16 protein-coding genes and 1 riboswitch are annotated in these 17,557 nt (G+C 38.8%); of the genes, 6 read left to right on the top strand and 10 right to left on the bottom strand.

From position 1 onward, the window contains the following. Nucleotides 1–19 precede the first annotated feature (19 nt). From CSV75_RS13740 to CSV75_RS13725, 4 genes are all read right to left on the bottom strand, one after another. On the bottom strand, nucleotides 20–244 hold the full coding sequence (locus CSV75_RS13740) for a hypothetical protein (protein WP_233191678.1): 225 nt from the start codon (nucleotides 242–244) through the stop codon (nucleotides 20–22). Between the two features lie 247 nt (nucleotides 245–491). After that, nucleotides 492–681, bottom strand: a riboswitch (cobalamin riboswitch). Between the two features lie 148 nt (nucleotides 682–829). Next, the gene (locus tag CSV75_RS13735; protein ID WP_099676280.1) at nucleotides 830–2,173 is read right to left on the bottom strand and encodes an MATE family efflux transporter; all 1,344 of its coding nucleotides are present in this window, start codon (nucleotides 2,171–2,173) and stop codon (nucleotides 830–832) included. Then, complete coding sequence (locus tag CSV75_RS13730; protein ID WP_099676279.1) at nucleotides 2,170–2,637, bottom strand: GNAT family N-acetyltransferase; 468 nt, start codon at nucleotides 2,635–2,637, stop codon at nucleotides 2,170–2,172. The genes CSV75_RS13735 and CSV75_RS13730 overlap by 4 nt, the downstream gene beginning before the upstream one ends. A gap of 66 nt (nucleotides 2,638–2,703) precedes the next feature. Then, nucleotides 2,704–3,258 (bottom strand): TetR/AcrR family transcriptional regulator, encoded by a 555-nt coding sequence (locus CSV75_RS13725; protein WP_099676278.1) that lies wholly within the window; start codon nucleotides 3,256–3,258, stop codon nucleotides 2,704–2,706. Nucleotides 3,259–3,546: 288 nt separating this feature from the next. On the opposite strand from CSV75_RS13725, the gene CSV75_RS16765 reads away from it, so the two are divergent. Continuing rightward, nucleotides 3,547–3,762, top strand: coding sequence for a hypothetical protein (locus CSV75_RS16765; protein WP_099676277.1), 216 nt, complete (start codon nucleotides 3,547–3,549; stop codon nucleotides 3,760–3,762). A 379-nt stretch (nucleotides 3,763–4,141) separates the two neighbouring features. Here the strand turns inward: CSV75_RS16765 and CSV75_RS13715 are convergent, their stop codons facing one another. The 3 genes from CSV75_RS13715 to CSV75_RS13705 form a co-directional block, all read right to left on the bottom strand. Then, nucleotides 4,142–5,887, bottom strand: coding sequence for a GMC family oxidoreductase (locus tag CSV75_RS13715; protein WP_099631876.1), 1,746 nt, complete (start codon nucleotides 5,885–5,887; stop codon nucleotides 4,142–4,144). A gap of 17 nt (nucleotides 5,888–5,904) precedes the next feature. Next, nucleotides 5,905–6,738, bottom strand: a complete 834-nt coding sequence (locus CSV75_RS13710) for a gluconate 2-dehydrogenase subunit 3 family protein (RefSeq protein WP_099676276.1) — start codon at nucleotides 6,736–6,738, stop codon at nucleotides 5,905–5,907. Nucleotides 6,739–6,960: 222 nt separating this feature from the next. After that, entirely contained in the window at nucleotides 6,961–7,206 is a 246-nt protein-coding gene (locus CSV75_RS13705) for a translocon-associated protein subunit alpha (protein ID WP_099676275.1), read from the bottom strand. Between the two features lie 293 nt (nucleotides 7,207–7,499). On the opposite strand from CSV75_RS13705, the gene CSV75_RS13700 reads away from it, so the two are divergent. Beyond that, complete coding sequence (locus CSV75_RS13700) at nucleotides 7,500–8,012, top strand: flavin reductase family protein (protein WP_099673235.1); 513 nt, start codon at nucleotides 7,500–7,502, stop codon at nucleotides 8,010–8,012. Between the two features lie 105 nt (nucleotides 8,013–8,117). On the opposite strand, the gene CSV75_RS13695 is transcribed toward CSV75_RS13700, so the two are convergent. Continuing rightward, nucleotides 8,118–9,524 (bottom strand): purine-cytosine permease family protein, encoded by a 1,407-nt coding sequence (locus CSV75_RS13695; RefSeq protein ID WP_099676274.1) that lies wholly within the window; start codon nucleotides 9,522–9,524, stop codon nucleotides 8,118–8,120. A 1,081-nt stretch (nucleotides 9,525–10,605) separates the two neighbouring features. After that, on the bottom strand, nucleotides 10,606–11,490 hold the full coding sequence (locus CSV75_RS13690; RefSeq protein ID WP_099676273.1) for an amidase: 885 nt from the start codon (nucleotides 11,488–11,490) through the stop codon (nucleotides 10,606–10,608). A 214-nt stretch (nucleotides 11,491–11,704) separates the two neighbouring features. Between CSV75_RS13690 and CSV75_RS13685 the strand changes: the two genes are divergently transcribed. From CSV75_RS13685 to CSV75_RS13670, 4 genes are all read left to right on the top strand, one after another. Next, on the top strand, nucleotides 11,705–12,805 hold the full coding sequence (locus CSV75_RS13685; RefSeq protein ID WP_099676272.1) for a hypothetical protein: 1,101 nt from the start codon (nucleotides 11,705–11,707) through the stop codon (nucleotides 12,803–12,805). A gap of 94 nt (nucleotides 12,806–12,899) precedes the next feature. Next, nucleotides 12,900–13,751, top strand: a complete 852-nt coding sequence (locus CSV75_RS13680) for a response regulator (RefSeq protein WP_099676271.1) — start codon at nucleotides 12,900–12,902, stop codon at nucleotides 13,749–13,751. After that, nucleotides 13,744–14,784, top strand: coding sequence for a HEAT repeat domain-containing protein (locus tag CSV75_RS13675; RefSeq protein ID WP_099676270.1), 1,041 nt, complete (start codon nucleotides 13,744–13,746; stop codon nucleotides 14,782–14,784). The genes CSV75_RS13680 and CSV75_RS13675 overlap by 8 nt, the downstream gene beginning before the upstream one ends. A 1-nt stretch (nucleotide 14,785) precedes the next feature. Continuing rightward, the gene (locus CSV75_RS13670) at nucleotides 14,786–16,210 is read left to right on the top strand and encodes a glycosyltransferase family 2 protein (protein WP_099676269.1); all 1,425 of its coding nucleotides are present in this window, start codon (nucleotides 14,786–14,788) and stop codon (nucleotides 16,208–16,210) included. Between the two features lie 363 nt (nucleotides 16,211–16,573). On the opposite strand, the gene CSV75_RS13665 is transcribed toward CSV75_RS13670, so the two are convergent. Next, complete coding sequence (locus CSV75_RS13665) at nucleotides 16,574–17,464, bottom strand: catalase (RefSeq protein WP_099676268.1); 891 nt, start codon at nucleotides 17,462–17,464, stop codon at nucleotides 16,574–16,576. Nucleotides 17,465–17,557 lie beyond the last annotated feature (93 nt).

Raw genomic sequence — 17,557 nt, 5'->3', positions numbered from 1 at the left:
AGGGGGATTTTATTATGAATTAATTACTACCTACTAATTCAGCTACTACGATTTGATATGCTTTATCTAAATTAGCCAATTGTTTAGCTTTTTCTGCTGAGTTGTAGGTATGATCTTCGGAAATTTGTTTCTTTACATCTTTCACCAATATAGGAAGGGGGGTAGAGTGAGTACCCACACGTTCCGACATCAATGTGTCCTTTAATAAGTTTGTAAAGTCGTTAATAGTTTGATTGCACATCATTCATTCTCCTCATCGTGTTTGTATTAGTTCGTTGACATAAAAAACATCCATCCAGTAAATACCTGGAAGGATGTTAAGTGGGAAGCCATGACGAATTAAACGGTTCGGCAGGAAAAACATTTACGTTGGATCGACAGAAACTATATCGAAGCCTCCTAAAGAATGTCCTGATTCCGTTTTTTCGTACGTCGGCTTGTGTATGATTTTTCATAAGCCGCACTTGACACCTCCTATCCGCGTAGGGTATTGGTGTGTACTGATCTAGGCAGGTCTCCTGGCTCGTTTTCATCGTATAATTCACCTTCCCATTTCCCTTGCGGTGAAACAGTGGTAACGAATTATACTCCAACTCACAGTTGCGGGACAGCATCGGTTTTTCACCGATTTCCCTTTTAAGCGTTTAAGAAAATAAACGCACCTATCTCTAACACGATATTCAGTTGCCCTTTTAGTATATCACTCTTATTTAGAAAGGAACAAAAATAGTACAGCATCCTCCACTACATGACGAACACACCCTAATCCTACGGGTCGCGCTACTTGGAACAACGATTTATGTTTCCGGCCTATTCTATGGCTTAAAGTCTACCCAATTAAAGAATGCCGTGTAGCGTTTCGTTGATATATGAAAACACCTACAAACACGACAAACTCAGACGCTGGAATAGATAACCAAATACCGTTCAATCCAAAGAAGCGAGGTAAAATCATTAAGAAAATCAACATAATGATAATTTCGCGTGAAGCTGTGATCCAAGTTGCCATCCGTACATTGCCGATAGACTGATAATAGGTCATCATGACAAAGTTCGTACCTGTAAATAAATAAGCAAAGAAGAATAAATTAATTCCTGTAGTAGCCAAATCTCTTACGGCTTGTGGGAAGTCCTCGAAGATCGATACGATAGGGCTTGCCGCGAATTGACCGACAAGGAAGAACACAGCACCTGCCATGACAACGGTGAGAGTGGCCTTTTTTACAGTTTCCCTCATCCTTGCCTGGTTGCCGGAGCCTTGATAATAACTGATAAGTGGCTGAATCGCACCACCCATTCCAAGGAACAGCATGAGCATGACACTGTGTACATAGTTCAAAATAGAGAAGGCCGCAACACCTTCCGTGCCGGCCATCCGTTCGAACGCGATATTATGTGTAATGGTAAAGAAAGAGATCCCTAGCTCGGAAAGGAAGCTCGGAAATCCAACAAGTAGAATGGCTAGAAACAGCTTTTTATTAAACTTCAAGCGAATCAGTTTCAAGTTATTGTTCTTTTTTAAGAAGTGGGTTGCGAGTACTAGCATACCTATGAATGATGCAATAATGGTGGCGGATGCAGCACCGGCAACACCGTAATCAAAAATAAATAAGAATATATAATTCAGGACGATGTTAACGACAGATGTCACAATTAGCCCAGCCATTGAAAGATTCGGTGCTCCATCGTTGCGTACGAAAATACTAAAGGTGTTTTCTACAGTAAAGATAAAGCCAAATAGTAGAATGACAAATAAATATTGTGAAACATAAGGGAAAGTGGTCGTATTGGCTCCAAGTGCATAAGCTAACGGATCCCTATAAATAAAAGCGGTTAAACCTACTATAATGGTGGATAAGAAAATGGAGAAAATTGCATGTGTGAAAATCGAACGAGCTTTCAGCACATCTTTGGAACCCATTGCCATCGAGTATTTCGTGGCGGCGCCTATACCGATCCATAGGGAAATAGCAAAAAAAATCGTATAAACGGGAGCCGAAATTCCGACTCCCGCTAATGCTTCTGCACCTAATCGATTACCGACCATGATGCCGTCCGCTACAATATTGATTGCCATCAGCAACATACCGATAGTTGACGGTATTAAGTACCGTAAAAAGATACGTCCTACTGGCTCCGTATCCAATAGATTTAACTTGGGTGAAAAGCTCACTGCAAAGGACTCCTTTGAAGGTCAAGCTCCATGATAAGACAAGGGAATTCACCCAAATCATCAATTTGTCCATTTAACTTAAATCCGAACTTTTCATATAAGTGTTGTGCTGCTTTATTATCTGGATAAATACTTAAATAAATCTTGTCACATTGATATTTTTCTTCCATTCTGGTAAGTAGAAGTGTTAGGAATCTGCTGGCATAGCCTTTTCCTTGGTGATGCTGATCGATCATAAAGCGATCAAGCCATACATTGCCTGTATCTGCCTCACGTCCATGCATTGCATAACCGACTAAATCTTCTCCATCATATAATCCAATGGACTTCCATTCTGGTTCAAATTGCGATTGTGCTAGTGAAAATGAATTACTTTCAATAAAGTTCTTTTGGTTTTCGTGTACGGATAAATAGGCAACATCTTGCCAATTTTCATTCGTTACCTCACTTGCGTGGAGGCTCATAATTCCATCTCGCTTTCAATTTTGTGTAAAACGGTAAAACTATTTTTGTTTTATCAGTTTATTTATTCATCGCTTTATAATAAACCCAAACAACAAAATATCCACTATGGAATCCAGTGCTTCGGTTACAGTCATACGATTTTCATAGAAAAACTTTCGATCAAGCGTGGAGTTCGTTGCATCTATGATCAACTTCATCAGTAACTCTACGTTTTGATCTGCAATGATTCCTTCATGAATTCCTTGTTCAATCAATTCGCGAAGTTCATCCCATTCATTAAGTGCTGCGTGGACGCGTTCCCATTGTTCGGGATGCGTTTTTTTCATCTGATCAAGGATTTGCCAGTTATAAAAATCATTGTATTTCGGAATGACTGTAATGACTTTCTTGATCTTATCTACAAGAGGTAGTTCTTGGTCGTTCATAATCTTATCGGTTTTTTCGTCGAACTCCTGTAATGTTGAGTCTATAATTGCATCTAAAATTTCCGTTTTGGAAGAAAAGTGTTCATACAAAGTCCGTTTGCTAATACCCAGTCTTTTGGCTAGATCATCCATTGTGAACTTCATACTTTTCTCATGAACTTCTTCGAGGAAAGCCTTCATAATACGTGCTTTCATTTATCGTACTCCTATCCCTATATACAGAATGGAAACTAAAAAAACATATATAGTTTTCATCGTTCTTGTATTAGTATAAACATATTTTATATAAAAAGCAAAAACTATTGCTTAAAATAGTATTATTTAAATAAACAGGCTTATAAAACTCTTAAATAGAGTGATTTTATTGTATACGTACAGGAGGTTGTGTGGCTGTTTGGGAGAAAAGAAATTGGTTGTAGCTGTTGCGGGTGCGAGTAGATATATTGGCCATAATTTATTGGAAGACTTAAAGGAAAAGCCAAAGTGATTAGTCTGTCGCAGAATGGAGATCAGCGGAAAAATACAGATGAATTAGAGTGGCGATCTTGTGATTTGTTTTCTATGAAAGATGCAGAGAAGAGCTTGGCTGGTGCTGACATTGCGGTATATCTTGTGCATACTATGCTGAAGACAGCGAAATTATTTCAAGGTGTTTTTGAAGATATGGATGTCATTTTATCGGATAACTTTGCGCAATAAAGTTCTTGTTACTGCATTACGTGCAGGGCTGATTGTCGGTCCACAAGGCACTTCCTTCCCAATTGTAACGAAGCTAGTTAGACGACTCTCAGTAATGATTTTACCTAAATGTTGATGATGAATTGAATTGTCGCATCTAATGTACGATAAAAATCCGGATTCGTAGTATTGCACTGTGAATCCGGATTTTTATCGTCTGGAATGAATGTGCCCTGCTTGCGCTAAACACTCAGGCTGTTCTTAATAAGCTTCAAATGTTAGGTTCATGCAGTACAGGTTACGTTATTCTAAGAATAAAATTACCATTTTTACATAACCGCAAAACGCACGGATGTTGTATAACAAAAAGCAGCCGAAATCTATTCGGCTGCAGGGGTTATTAGGCATTTAGAGTTGCTTGCTTAGCTTCTACAAGCGGACCGCCTTCTTTTAAATACTTCTCTACACCTTCTGCTGCACGATATGCCAACGCGCCAATAGTTGAAGTGGGGTGATGACCTCCGAATTGGGGAAACGCTGAACCGCCGACAACGAATAGGTTGTCCATTTCCCACATTTGAAGGTAATTATTTACTGCAGAGGTTTCAGGGTCTGCTCCCATGATGATGCCGCCCGCATAGTGACCGCCTGAATATATGTGGTCAAACTCTTCTGGAACCTCATCTTCGTCTATGATATCTGCACCCATTTCTTTCATGATTTCGCTACATTTTTCAATTCCGAATTTAGCAATGTTGCGGTCTTGATCTGTGTAACGATTCGTAATGCGCAGTAGGGGATCTCCGTATTCGTCTTTGTACGTTGGATCAAGATCCACGTAATTATGCCACCATGACATGACAGCAGGTGTATACCATACAACTAGCGAACGATTCGCGTAATGGATCGAGTTTTTCTTAAACTCAGGTCCCCATTTCGGTGTCCCTCTAGGAACATGGTTCGTCGAAATAGCACCATCCCCGTATTGGCGCATTTCGATGCCGCCACCGTTAATGAAATCCAGATTAGAGTGATCAAAGTTATCGCCGGCGAAGTCACTCATAGCACCACCAAGAGCACCTGCCCCCATATAGAGGTTAAACTTCTTCTTTTCAAAGTATCCTCTTGCTCCAAGGAATGTAATGTTAAATTGTCCATTAAAGTTCCGTCCAATTGTTCCTTTACGTGTTGTTGGATCATACTGTGTCCCAATCTCGGAAAGCATCAATAAGCGATTATTGGTAAAGGAAAATGCACCTAATACGACAACGTCTGCAGGTTGTTCATATTCAATTCCTGTACGTGTATCAGTAAATAGTACACCGGTCGCTTTTCCATCTTTATGCAGAACGCGACGCACTAAAGAGTTGGTCCGAATTTCGCAGTTTCCAGTTTTTCGGGCAGTTGGAATAACTGTAGCCAATGGGTCCGATTTAGCCGTGAAGTCACAGCCGTACATCGTACAATAAGAGCAGAACATACAAGCATTTAATTTTTCGCCATCGGGATTCGTATACGCCTGTGATAAATTTCCAGAAGCAACTTGGTAAGGGTGATAACCCATTCTCTTTGTGGTTTCTTTAAATAACTTTACAGCTGGCGATGCTAGCATAGGAGGATTAGGATAATCATTAGAACGCTTATCTCCAAGTGGATCGGGTTCGCCTGAAGTACCGGCGGTTTTTTCCCACTTATCGTAATAAGGTTCCATTTCATCATACGTGATGCCCCAGTCTTGAATCGTCATACCTTCAGGAATTTTCTCTTTGCCGTAACGTTCAATGGTTTTAGAACGCAATTCAAAGTCGATCGGTCTCCATCGATATGTCGCACCTGCCCAGTGGACACTACCACCGCCTAAATCGGTACCAGCCATCATTTCTGCCCTTGTCCGGACAGGAAGGGCAGTATCTTCTATGTTTACGCGTGACGTAATGGTTTCAGGAGATAGATTTTGCATCATCTCGTAACGATTAGTATAGCGTAATTCATCTTTAACACCGATATAGTCCCGTCGGTCTTGTTTTTTGCCACGTTCTAGTGTTACTACTTGATAGCCGGCTTTAGCTAATTCAGCAGAGACTACTCCACCTGCCCAACCACTTCCTACTACGACAACATCTACTTTTTTTAGTTTTTTCGCCATATGAGTTCCTCCCGTTATCAGTGACCTTGGTAATTACGTAAGCTTTCAGGTTTCATTGCTATGAAGTCTTCTTTTTCAATATCTGCTGTATAGCTCATACGTGGACCAGGGAATTCTTTCATTCTCCAGCCTTCCATATTACGGTTCCCTCCATAGACTGGGTCAGCATACGCACCTTCAATGGTTGTTTGTAGTAACAGATTAAAGAACGTCGTCGAAGCGACACCGTTCACTTTCCCTTTACCCTCATCGAACATGTGCAAAATCTCATCTTGCTGCTCCGGTTCTAAATTACGAAAGTTTGTTTCGAATTTCTCTTGTGCCGTTTGTTCCAATGCATGTACGCCTTCCGTGAAAATATCTCCTCTTGTCATGGGAGTCTGATACCTGAAGGCTGGTGTAGGTACTTGCGTTTCAGCATTTGGACCTTGGTCTTGCGTCGTATCTTCTTGGTTTTCATATGGATCTGTGGCACCTGTTTGCAAAAACGGCCCTTTCATATATTCTTTTCCGTTCATTCCCCATTCCCCGGCAAGTTGTCGATCGATAAAGTAGGGGACTCCTAGTTCAATAGCGCCTGGGCCTAAATCATCTTTGGGAAACAGCCTTTCAGTAGCGGCGGAAAGTATAAGAAAGTCTTCGGCATTACTAAAGAAGGTACGTGCCTCCAATAAGTGGTTATCTTCTTTTCCCGTGTTTGTTGGTGCGCCTGGTTTTTGGAGCTGGTTAGTCAATAATCCACCGAATAGTGATCCACCAACTAGACCACCAGCTAATAGACCGGTGTTTTTCATGAAATTCCTACGACTCATTCCTTTTTGTGTATCTTCAGGTTGTCTAGGTTCTGTCACGTTGCTCTCCTCCTTGTATATATGACTTTCATAATTTACCAATGCACCACTACTTCTCATAGTGTGATGAATGGGGAAAAATTATACGTAGTGCCAAGATCTTACACAGTAAAAATGGGGAAAATTGAGGGAGTAATAACTCAGAATGAATATGTAAAATAAAAACCCCTCTATAAATCATCGTATTTGAGTGATTATAGAGGGGACTGTTCATACTATAGGTTATTCATCATTATTTTTAACTTCAGTATCTGTGTCCGGTTCCGGTTCCGGTTCCATATCTACTTCTGGCTCGTCCACATTCACATCATCATCTGGCGTTACATCAGCGGGTTGATCTACTTCAACATCGTCATTTTCATCTATAACGGGATCATCATCTCCGCAAGCACTAAGAACACCCACAGAAAGAATGGCAGCTGTTCCTACTTTCAATAAATTACTTTTCTTAAGTTTATTCAAATTCATTAGTAATTTCCTCCTTTAGATGTTTGATAGACTTTCTTATGTTGTACATATCCTATTTTTTGTTTTGTAAACCTGAAAGTTCGGAAGTGGTACTTTAGTCATGATAATGACCGTACAGGAAAAGATAAAATGTAGTGAAAAAATGCATACTCCAAAAGAATACGTGATTACAAGTGGAGAAAACTGAAGAAAGATGGTGAAAGTGCTATGATGGATATAGACATGCCTACTTCAAAAGTGATGGACAAAATCTGTTACGTAAATTGGCTTATTTGTAAAGGAGAGAATGTTTCATGACAAAAGAAGAACAACAGAATTTATTCAAAGAAATTATGGGGAATTATCCCACTGGTGTAACAGTGGTGACTGCAGTAACTGAAGACGGCACACCAGTTGGATTGACAGTAAACTCTTTCGCCTCTGTATCCTTGGATCCGATGCTTCTCTTATGGTCTATTGATCATAGAGTTTCTTCTATTAAAGCCTTCACAGAAGGCGGTAAATTTGCTGTGCACGTACTAGCAGGTGATCAACAAGAGCTTTGTAATACGTTTGCGAGTCGCGTAGAAGATCGTTTCTCTACATGTAAATGGGAAATGTCAGATAACGGATTACCAATTATCGAAGATGCATTCGGTGTATTCGAATGTAAAACGTTCCAAACGATTGAAGCGGGAGATCACACTATTCTTATAGGCGAAGTAATCGATTTAAAAATCGAGAAAAATAAAGATCCTATGTTATATCACCGTAGGGTATTTGGATCTGTGCCACCCGTTTTCTATCAACAAGATGACAAAGCTTGAATTTGGAGCATTTCATAACTACACAAAAGCCGTCTTCAAAGAGACGGCTTTTTTCATGCGTATTTTATTAATTATGTTTTTCGTGTTTTCACAAGTAGCTTAATCCTACCCTAGTTTATCTTCTGCAGTAATATCATTTGGCTCCCGTACTAAATAATATTTGCCTTTTGTATACATGGCGATGATTACTGTCAATACAGCAGCTAATATAGCAGCCATAAATGCAGCTGTAGACTGTAGGAATATCCCAAGATATCCAGACGCCGCGACAGATCCGAATGTGCTGGCTATAAGTAGCGAAGCAACACCAACAGGGTTCCATTTGTACAAATACTCTTGTCTAGCAACATAATAGGTCGGACCTATTTTCAGCCACTTTTTGACGACTACTGCATCTGTCACAAGAATAGCAGCCCACGAAAATAAGAACACACCTTGGAATGTCATGACAGTATCTAAGTGATCCACGATTCCACCAAGCATTAATAAGATAGCACTTACAGCTGAGATAACTACCCAGAATCTGCGTCCGGGCGTGAAGCGGAAAACATTCTCGAAAAAATTTGATAGCGATAAAGAACTACTGTAGATATTGGTTACGTTAATACGCAACTGTGTCAACATCGTAAATAATGCACCACCGATACCTAACAACAGTACGATGTATACGCCTGGATCTTTTTCCAAGAATCGCACTCCGAACCAAATACCGAGTCCGCCCATTACTCCATAACAGAAAATCTGCGGAATGAAACCGATTGCAATTGAACCGAACTTTCTATCGGACGGCTTTAGGAAACGTGCATAGTCTGATGCGAGTAAAGCCGTTAACCCCATAATTCCATTGTGCATCCCGATACAGAACAATAATGCTGTTCCTCCAAACTGAACGCCTTCAGGCATATAAGAGAACACAGGTCCTGTATAAACAGCCGGTTTGATGAACGATAATACAATGGCCGTGACCAGGAATACCATAAATATTGGCATGGACCATTTTTGAAGCTTGTCCAATTGCTCAATTCCGAACCAATTCAGTGGAATAACAAGCGTACCGAAAATGATAATTAAAATCCACTTGGGAAAATCAGGCATAAAAAAGTGTACAGCGGAAACGAGGATTAACCCTTCAAACGCACAATACATAATAAAGTTCGAAGCATAAATCAATGATGTTAGCGATGATCCGATATAGCCAAATCCGCCACCTCGTGATAATAGATTAACGTTCATGCCAGATTTAGCAGATAAATACGCAATGACTGTACCAAGCAAACCGGCGACGATAATAGCATAGATAGCCGAAACGATAGCGTTTGGTGCACCGAATTGCAAAGCCATGACACTACCCATTTGAAAATAAAAGATAGCAGTTGCGATTCCGAACGTGATGTTCGTAATGCTCAGCCAACTTTTATTTCGGTCTTCCAAAGGTACACGATCCAAGGAATAATCCTTTTCCGTTTCATCTTCTTCCATAGTATTCAATATTCTTTCTTCTTCCGTAGTCATACACATCAGCTCCTTGTAATAAGTAGTCAACCCCTCCTGCCAGCCTAGCTAGCATGTTCTGATTCATGCAAAATGATGAATTTAATCCGTTCATTGAATTGACACGTTGCTAGTTTAACAAAAGTGTAATAAAAAAATCAAGTTTGAAATGTATTTGTAAAAATAACAATACAAAAGTCTGATTTTGCACATGATTATAGATTCATAGGAAAATGACTCGTAGAAAAAATCCTTAAAAATATTAATTTATAAATGAAAACGGTAATACTATAAAATACCATTGGGATTTTGGTACATAGTTGTAAATTCTTTTTACTAACGTCGTGTTGCTTAGCTGATTCATCGGGCTACGCGGAACAAAAATGTATTAGTGGATCAAAGACGAGAGATCTTCTGTTAATTTATATGAAAAGGGTTTATCGTAACGTTCATGTTTCGTTATTTCAGTTGTTGGGCAGGCAATAGTGGGGAGTATCAATTAAAAACTACTTCTTCAGCGTATTGTGTTGGTAAGTGTAAAAGTATAGATTCCTCTCGTTCAACTAAAGAAATGAGTTCATTTTCTATAAAAGTGCGGCCATTATAATCAGTACTTTGAGGAAGAGTTGCCATGTAAATAAGGTAGCTTGTCTCGCTGGGGAATTGCTCTTTATAAGTATGCATGAATAGAATAGGGCTGAATACCTGAGTATTAATTAAATCGTATGTAATGCAACATACGTCGTGTGTAAATCAAACCTTCACGTAGTAATATACCCTTCATTGATTAAAAATAACCCAGATAAGAATATAGAATTTAGTATCAATTACAGCAATACAACTTTCAGTAGGGGTACTCTAGAGAACAATTTTTAGATTGCTTTAAAAGTGATATAGTCTATTAAGACGGCTATTATTTTTTCTGCAGAATGTACTGATTTATTAGTGTATGAATTATTATTGCAATTACTCTATACTACAGATTGTAAAAAAAAGATGACTTCGGCACCATACCGAAGTCATCTGACAGCAACATAATTACTGCAACTCAATCTATAAAAGATCCATTAAATAGGTTTAGCTGAAAGGATTGGAAAGTCTCCTATTTACGTATCATCCAGCTCTCTAACGAGTGAATAGCAATTCCACGGAACCCTTCAGCATGACTAAATGATCTTTCAACTTCTTTTAACTGTTTTTCCATATATGCGTTATTTTTACCGAAGAAAGATAGATAATCGCCTTCAGAAGATTTACTAGTTTCTATGGCAACGCGCGCTTGCTTGCCTGCAACGCTAGCATAATTTATTTCGCTTTTTGCTAAACTGATCATTCCATTGTGTCCATCCGCCTTGTTACGGTAAGCCATGACATTTATACTATCGGACTGGTCGATCAGCCATTCTGAAAGTACACCTTCACCTATGACATTCGAATAGTTGATGGAATCAAACCAAAACGGTATATCAATTCCAAAATGTAATCCAAGGTTAGCGGATTTGTCAGCTGCAAATCGAATATTCTGCTGATAGCTCTGAACGGTCCCTTGTAAATTAGAATCCCATGTAGGCAAAATATACGGTTCGATATCCAAATGAATACCGGTAAACTGTTCAGTGTTTTCGGAAACTGATTGATATTTTTCTACCCATTGAAAGAAATTTTGAGCAGATTGTTGGTCAGTTGCCCAATATGGCGCGCCATCCAGGGCGTGTACTTCTATATTTCGCTCACTCGCTTTGCGAATAAAGCGTTGGTAAGCATCATTTGGTATATCTGCGTTAATTTGCAAATACAGCGTGGATACATTTTTTTTATCTAAAAACTCGATGAGTGTACTAGACTGATTAAGTATTTGCGATGTATGCCACAACCATGTGGCTTTTGGTTGGTCAATGCGCATTGTTAACATTGGTTTTAACCAAATAAAGTTAGATAGAATCAATAGAATCGCTACCATCCAAATACTTCGGGATTTTTTAGACATAGTAATCACCTTTCTCTACTTACGCAGATAGAATAGAATTTCATGATATTTTAGTACTATTAATTAATTATACACTAACACAACCTCAGTTTTCTAGTATATTTATACTGTTATTACGTACTGACAGATTGTTTGAAAGAATACTAGACAGTATAATAAGAATGGATTTGAAAAATTAACTAGTAATCAATATATGTAAAGGAGAGACATCTTAGTGAAAAAAATAGCAATAGCTATACTGTTGATTTTACTCGTGTTGTCTCCACGAATTTATTGGGCTTTCAAAGAAGAGAAAATACTGGATATAGCAGTGATCGATAAATCGGTCGCGAAGGAAGATTATCGTGAGCATAACGGTTTATTTCATGTATTAGAAGGAAAGAAAATCGTGCGGCCTGACAAGGAACCTTATGATAAAAGTCTTGATTATTATGGGTTCGATCCGTATGACCAAGTCGCGATGGAGCCATTTCACGAACGGCCACTTGATATGATCTATGTAGCGGATACGTATGGTGTATTCAGCGATGATCTTAAAGCTAAACCTGATGGTTCACGATCGAAACTATTATACGGTGGTATGGAATTGATGGAGTGGAACGAACTCATGGCTAGCAAAGGTGAGGATACGACATTAATCGCAGAATTCAATAGTTTTGCATCACCAACAAGTGAAGAAATAAGTACGATCATGCAAAAGGAACTAGGGATTACTTGGACAGGATGGATTGGACGCTATTTTACTGATTTGTCGAATGCAGAAGTACCCCAATGGCTTATCGAAGGGTATAAAGAGGAGAAGAATAGTGAATGGTTGTTTGCTGGTTCAGGTCTCGCGTTTGTTCATATATCTGGAAAAGTGATTGTCTTAGATGGACAAGAAAATAAAAGTGCTGCCCATTTTAAGTTAACGAAAGATGGAAAAGAAAAATTCCCAAAAGTATATTCATCGAATTATATGTATTGGTTCGATGTAGTCGAACCGTTTGAACAAACCAAAATATTGGCGACATATGAATTTAATTTGACGGAAAAAGGTCGTAGTGTATTACAAGAGGCCGATATTCCTCAAGTATTCCCTGCAGTGTTACATCAAGAACAGGCGAATACCTATTATTTTGCGGGAGACTATGCAGATTTTGATAAGAATCCCATTGTTAAATGGCAAGGGGTACATACCGTATACAAATACTTTGCTAAAGATGTTTCGGCTTTCTATTGGCTGACATATTACCCGATGATGGAAGAGATCTTAGATGAAACCTATAAGAGAAAAAACAGTCAAAAGGGTAGTGATACCTTTACTGGAGAATGAGCGTAAGCTCACTAACATAGCAATGATAGATTCACTTACTACGCATAGTCTACTTGAAGAAAGATTAACAATAAGTTAGCTGAGGAAGGGTGTAATGAGTATGCAAATAAATAAAAATGAACTGAATATCTTGGATGCTTCACTCTTTCGTTCACTCTTTCATTGGCAGATGGCCAACACCAAACGTTTCCGGCAAGTGTTCACCCTTGTCTTTGTCAAAAGCCCTGAAAGTCCTGAAATGAAGCAAATTCTTCTGGAGCAGATGCGTACTTCAGATTTATTATTCAGTTTCCCGATAGGTGAACCGGATATCATTTTAATGGCGAATACCGGAGAAGATGAAGCAGATGTCTTTATTGAAAGATTGCGCCGCACCGAATCTACTCGTTCTTACCGAGTGGGCGTTTCGGTAATTGAAATTCGTAATGGAGATGCGATGTTTGAAGATGTGTTACAAGTTGGAAAAGATTCGGTAAACCGTGCATTGCAATTACGAGGTGATACGCCTTATGTAAAAGATCGTTCTTTTAGAAAGTTAGAGCGACAATGTGTGCGAGTGAGTATTATAGAAGATGACCCCGTTGTCACGATGATTATACAGAAGCTAGTGGAGCGTATTTCAGTAAAACAACTGGACCTGGATATCCAAGTGTTCCGTGATGGACAATATTTCATTGAATCCAATTGGTATCAGTCTTCCCACACTCATTTAGTCATTATGAATGATATTCTTCCAAGAAAAAATGGATTAGAAGTATTATACACACTACGCAAATTGCCGAATACGCAGAAATATCACGTCTTTATGATGACCAAGAGAAAAAGTGAAGCGGAAATGATTTACGCTTATCAATACGGGGTCGATGAATACATAACGAAACCATTCAATCCGAAATTATTTGAATCACAAATAAAGAAAGTATTGAGACGAATTTATCATGGATAAGATATTACTATCATTGCTACTAGTCATCGTAGTGTTGCTGATTATACTTTTCGCTCTGTTCTTTTTACTTGTGTTTTATAGAATGCAAGAAGTGAAAAAAAAAGAGGCGATTGGAAAGTATATCGAAGATCGTCAAGTCGACTGGTATGAATATTTATTCGGAGACGGATTGTCACATGTAGCGCTTAGACCTCATAAGAATCTAGAACTCGAAGCGATTGATGAGTTGTTTTTTCGCATTAGCTACCACTTTTCCTCAGATGAAATTAATGACAAGGTAAATACTTTTGCTTCGTTATATATGAGTGATTACTATAGTAAAAAGCTCACTAGTCGGAGTAGGGAACTGCGTATTAATACGCTCAATAAAATCAGCTTATTCAACTTACAGTTTATGCTAGACCCGGTTTCATCGTTATTGGAAAAAAAGAAAAAGCATTCGAAAACAGAATTATTATTGATTTATGAGATTATAGTAAAGTTTTCTCGTACTGATTTCGTAACTCACTTCGTGGCTCCGAAAGTTCCACTAGGTGAATTTGATTATAAAAAATTGTTGATGGAGTTAGATGAAGAACAGATTAATTTACTAGCGGAAGATTTCAATGTTTTGCCTGAATTGCTTCAGCTGACGATAATCGAAATTATAGGTGTTCATCATTACCTTGATTGGCTTCCTTTATTGCATCAGTGTTTAGACAATCGGGCGCAAGAAATACGGATTAGAGCATTAAAAAGTATTGCTGAGCTGGAAGTAGCGAATTCGCTTGAGTTATATGAATCATTCTCCCATTCAACCATCTGGGAAGAACGTCTGATGACAGCGAAGATTTTCCGTTTTGCACCGACGGAAGAAGCATTACCTATACTTGAACGTTTAATCAAAGATCCAAACTATCAAGTTCGTGCCCAAGCTGCTAAATCGATTAAATCTTTGAAAAATGGTCACCAAGCACTTTACTCTGTCATAACGATGTCTACAGATGAGTTCGCAATCGATGTAGCGGAAGAGATGTTCGGGAAGGAGTACTAAGATGAACGCACCTTTAATCACGTCTTCGTTTTTTGGGTTTGTTGGCTATATATTGCTCGTCTATATGCTGGCTGTTATTTTTTCGTATTCATCCATGTTACTTATCGCTTTTATTCAGTTAGGAAAAGAACGGAAGTTGCAGAAAAAGTTATCGGATGAAGGAGCGGTAGATTTTATATATACGCAACCCGTAACGATAATTGTTCCTGCTTACAATGAGCAAGAAGGTGTGCTTGGAAATATTTATTCGTTGTTGGCATTGCAGTATCCCCAATTTGAAATATTAGTAATCAATGATGGGTCTATAGATAATACGGAGGATGTCGTAATTGAGCATTTCAATATGAAGCCAATTCGGAAAGTAGTGAATCAACAACTTGAAACACAACCTATTGAAGCTATCTATCAATCCGATATGCACCCCAATTTACTGTTGATTACGAAAGTGAACGGTGGAAAAGCGGATGCCTTAAATGTGGGAATTAACGTGTCAAAATACCCGTATTTCTGTTCAATCGATGGTGATTCGATATTGGACAATACATCACTGCTACGTGTAATGAAACCTATCATGGAATCTAATAAAGAAGTGATTGCGACAGGCGGCACTGTGCGGATCGCCAATGGCTATGAAATACAAATGGGGCAAGTCGTCAGGGAAGGTTTGCCGAGCTCAACTATCGTCATAATGCAAATTATAGAGTATATGCGTGCGTTTCTTATGGGGCGGATGGCGCTTAGTAAATACAATATGGTGTTAATCATATCGGGAGCATTCAGTGTCTTTTCAAAGAAATGGGTATTGCAAGTAGGCGGATATACCAAGAATACAGTTGGAGAGGATATGGAATTAGTAGTTAAGCTACATGAAGAAATATCAGATCGAAAAGAAGATAAAGAAATTGTGTTTACACCAGATCCTGTTTGTTGGACAGAAGCTCCTGATAACTTCAAAGATTTACGTACTCAGCGTCGACGTTGGCATCAAGGACTAGCCGAAAGCCTATGGTTACATAAGAAAATGGCGTTTAATCCCAAGTACGGTTCTGTAGGGCTACTATCTATTCCGTATTTCTTGTTTATTGAATTGCTTGGACCGGTAATAGAATTGGCTGGCTATGCCTATATGGTCCTATGTCTATTTATGGGAGAAGCGTATATAGTTTTCGCTGGAATTCTTGGGTTATTATTCATCTTATATGGATCCCTGTTTTCGATGGCATCCATCTTATTGGAGGCGTGGAGCCGTAATACGTATCCTGCAGTGAAAGATCTATTTCGTCTAGTGATTTTGTCATTAACCGAAGTGTTTTGGTATAGGCCATTGACTCTGATTTGGCGCACGGAGGGAATTAGTAGTGCACTGCGCAGAAAACGTGAATGGGGAAGTATTCAACGTAGAGGATTATCAGAAGATCGTGAATGAAAAATGAGGCTGGGACAAAACCTCAAAAGGTATGAAGGAGAAGACACCTTCATACCTTTTTTAATTCACTGAAACTTATTTATAAAGTTTAATTAGTTAGTAATCAAGAGTGTAGCGTAGGGGAACGGACTGTTTTTTAAGTTATGTCCCAGCCTCATTTCTTAGTAAATAACGGGATGTTTTTCCATATTTTCAGCCATCCAATAAAGGTTTCAGTAACTAACTGTAGAAACGTTAACGATTGACCGCCATTATTCATGAATGTATGTTTGCAAACTTGGTCTGAATAGGATGACTAAAATGGTAGTGTCGAAAAATATGCTGTTAAAACTTGTATAATTTTAAATTAAAGTTTTCATCTTTTTACCTAACGCCACGTCGCTTGGCAGATTCAGCATATGCTTTGGAACGAAAATGTAATATTGGGTCGTCACTGCATTCTATTCCTTCTATAGTGACTGTTGGATCAAAGATGAAGGACTCTGCGTTATCTGCACGAAGAGATTTCAGTGTCAGGATTCCTGCTTCAATTTTTTCTCGATCATCGGGCCAGGCGATAGTAGGATCATCAATTGCATCTCCTGGTTCAGCGAATTGTATGAGTAAGCGAAAACGTATAGACTGGTCTAGTTTAACCTTATGAATGAGTTCATTTTCCATAGAGTTGTTGACATTCCCATCATCATTTTGCGGAAGAGGTTGCCATTCGAATCGGACGGCTTGTCTTTGAAAGTCCTTATTTATCAAATAATACGCATGGATAGAATAGTAATGAAGAGACTCGAAATTACGAAAAGGGTGTAGTTTTTTAAAAATGGAACCAAATGCTTTGTGCTCTGTATCCTGTATCAGTGCATTTATTCGTTGTGACCATGTACTATTGGAATCGAATGCCTGTATTAGCCGAATAAAGGCATCTGGAGTTTTACTGACGAAGATGGGTATATTGGCCATAGTCAAGTTTGTGAAAGTACCATCAAATAACTGAAAGCGCACTGCCATTCCTTTAACTGGATTCAATTGCTCATTTGAGTTTCGGCTTGTAGAACTGTGAGAAAAACGTACAACAGCAGGAACTTCTGTTTGTTGTAGATGAGCAGCTATTGTCCAAGGTACAGCAGCCCCAGTTGGCTGGAAAGTCGCATCAAATGCGACACCTATTGCGTGTGCACGACGTAAATGATTTTCTGTACGCACTGCTGATTCAATAGAATCAATAGCTTCTTTAGCGGTTAAGGAACCTTGATTATTCATAAGAATCACTCCTTTACGTACAACATACCCTTCATTAATTAAAACTAAGCGATTAAAACATAGAAATATGGGTAACAATAAAAGTAAGACAAC

Source organism: Sporosarcina sp. P18a (assembly GCF_002743135.1).
Taxonomy (GTDB): Bacteria; Bacillota; Bacilli; order Bacillales_A; family Planococcaceae; genus Sporosarcina.
Note: the sequence above shows the minus strand (reverse complement) of the source record. Positions and strands in the feature narration are given on the sequence as shown.

Coding starts and splice junctions, on each gene's coding strand:
- CSV75_RS13665 (WP_099676268.1), bottom strand. CDS start 17,464: ATGAATAATCAAGGTTCCTTAACCGCTAAAGAAGCTATTGATTCTATT.
- CSV75_RS13715 (WP_099631876.1), bottom strand. CDS start 5,887: ATGGCGAAAAAACTAAAAAAAGTAGATGTTGTCGTAGTAGGAAGTGGT.
- CSV75_RS13680 (WP_099676271.1), top strand. CDS start 12,900: ATGAGTATGCAAATAAATAAAAATGAACTGAATATCTTGGATGCTTCA.
- CSV75_RS13705 (WP_099676275.1), bottom strand. CDS start 7,206: ATGAATTTGAATAAACTTAAGAAAAGTAATTTATTGAAAGTAGGAACA.
- CSV75_RS13675 (WP_099676270.1), top strand. CDS start 13,744: ATGGATAAGATATTACTATCATTGCTACTAGTCATCGTAGTGTTGCTG.
- CSV75_RS13730 (WP_099676279.1), bottom strand. CDS start 2,637: ATGAGCCTCCACGCAAGTGAGGTAACGAATGAAAATTGGCAAGATGTT.
- CSV75_RS13740 (WP_233191678.1), bottom strand. CDS start 244: ATGATGTGCAATCAAACTATTAACGACTTTACAAACTTATTAAAGGAC.
- CSV75_RS13670 (WP_099676269.1), top strand. CDS start 14,786: ATGAACGCACCTTTAATCACGTCTTCGTTTTTTGGGTTTGTTGGCTAT.
- CSV75_RS13700 (WP_099673235.1), top strand. CDS start 7,500: ATGACAAAAGAAGAACAACAGAATTTATTCAAAGAAATTATGGGGAAT.
- CSV75_RS13695 (WP_099676274.1), bottom strand. CDS start 9,524: ATGACTACGGAAGAAGAAAGAATATTGAATACTATGGAAGAAGATGAA.
- CSV75_RS13725 (WP_099676278.1), bottom strand. CDS start 3,258: ATGAAAGCACGTATTATGAAGGCTTTCCTCGAAGAAGTTCATGAGAAA.
- CSV75_RS13690 (WP_099676273.1), bottom strand. CDS start 11,490: ATGTCTAAAAAATCCCGAAGTATTTGGATGGTAGCGATTCTATTGATT.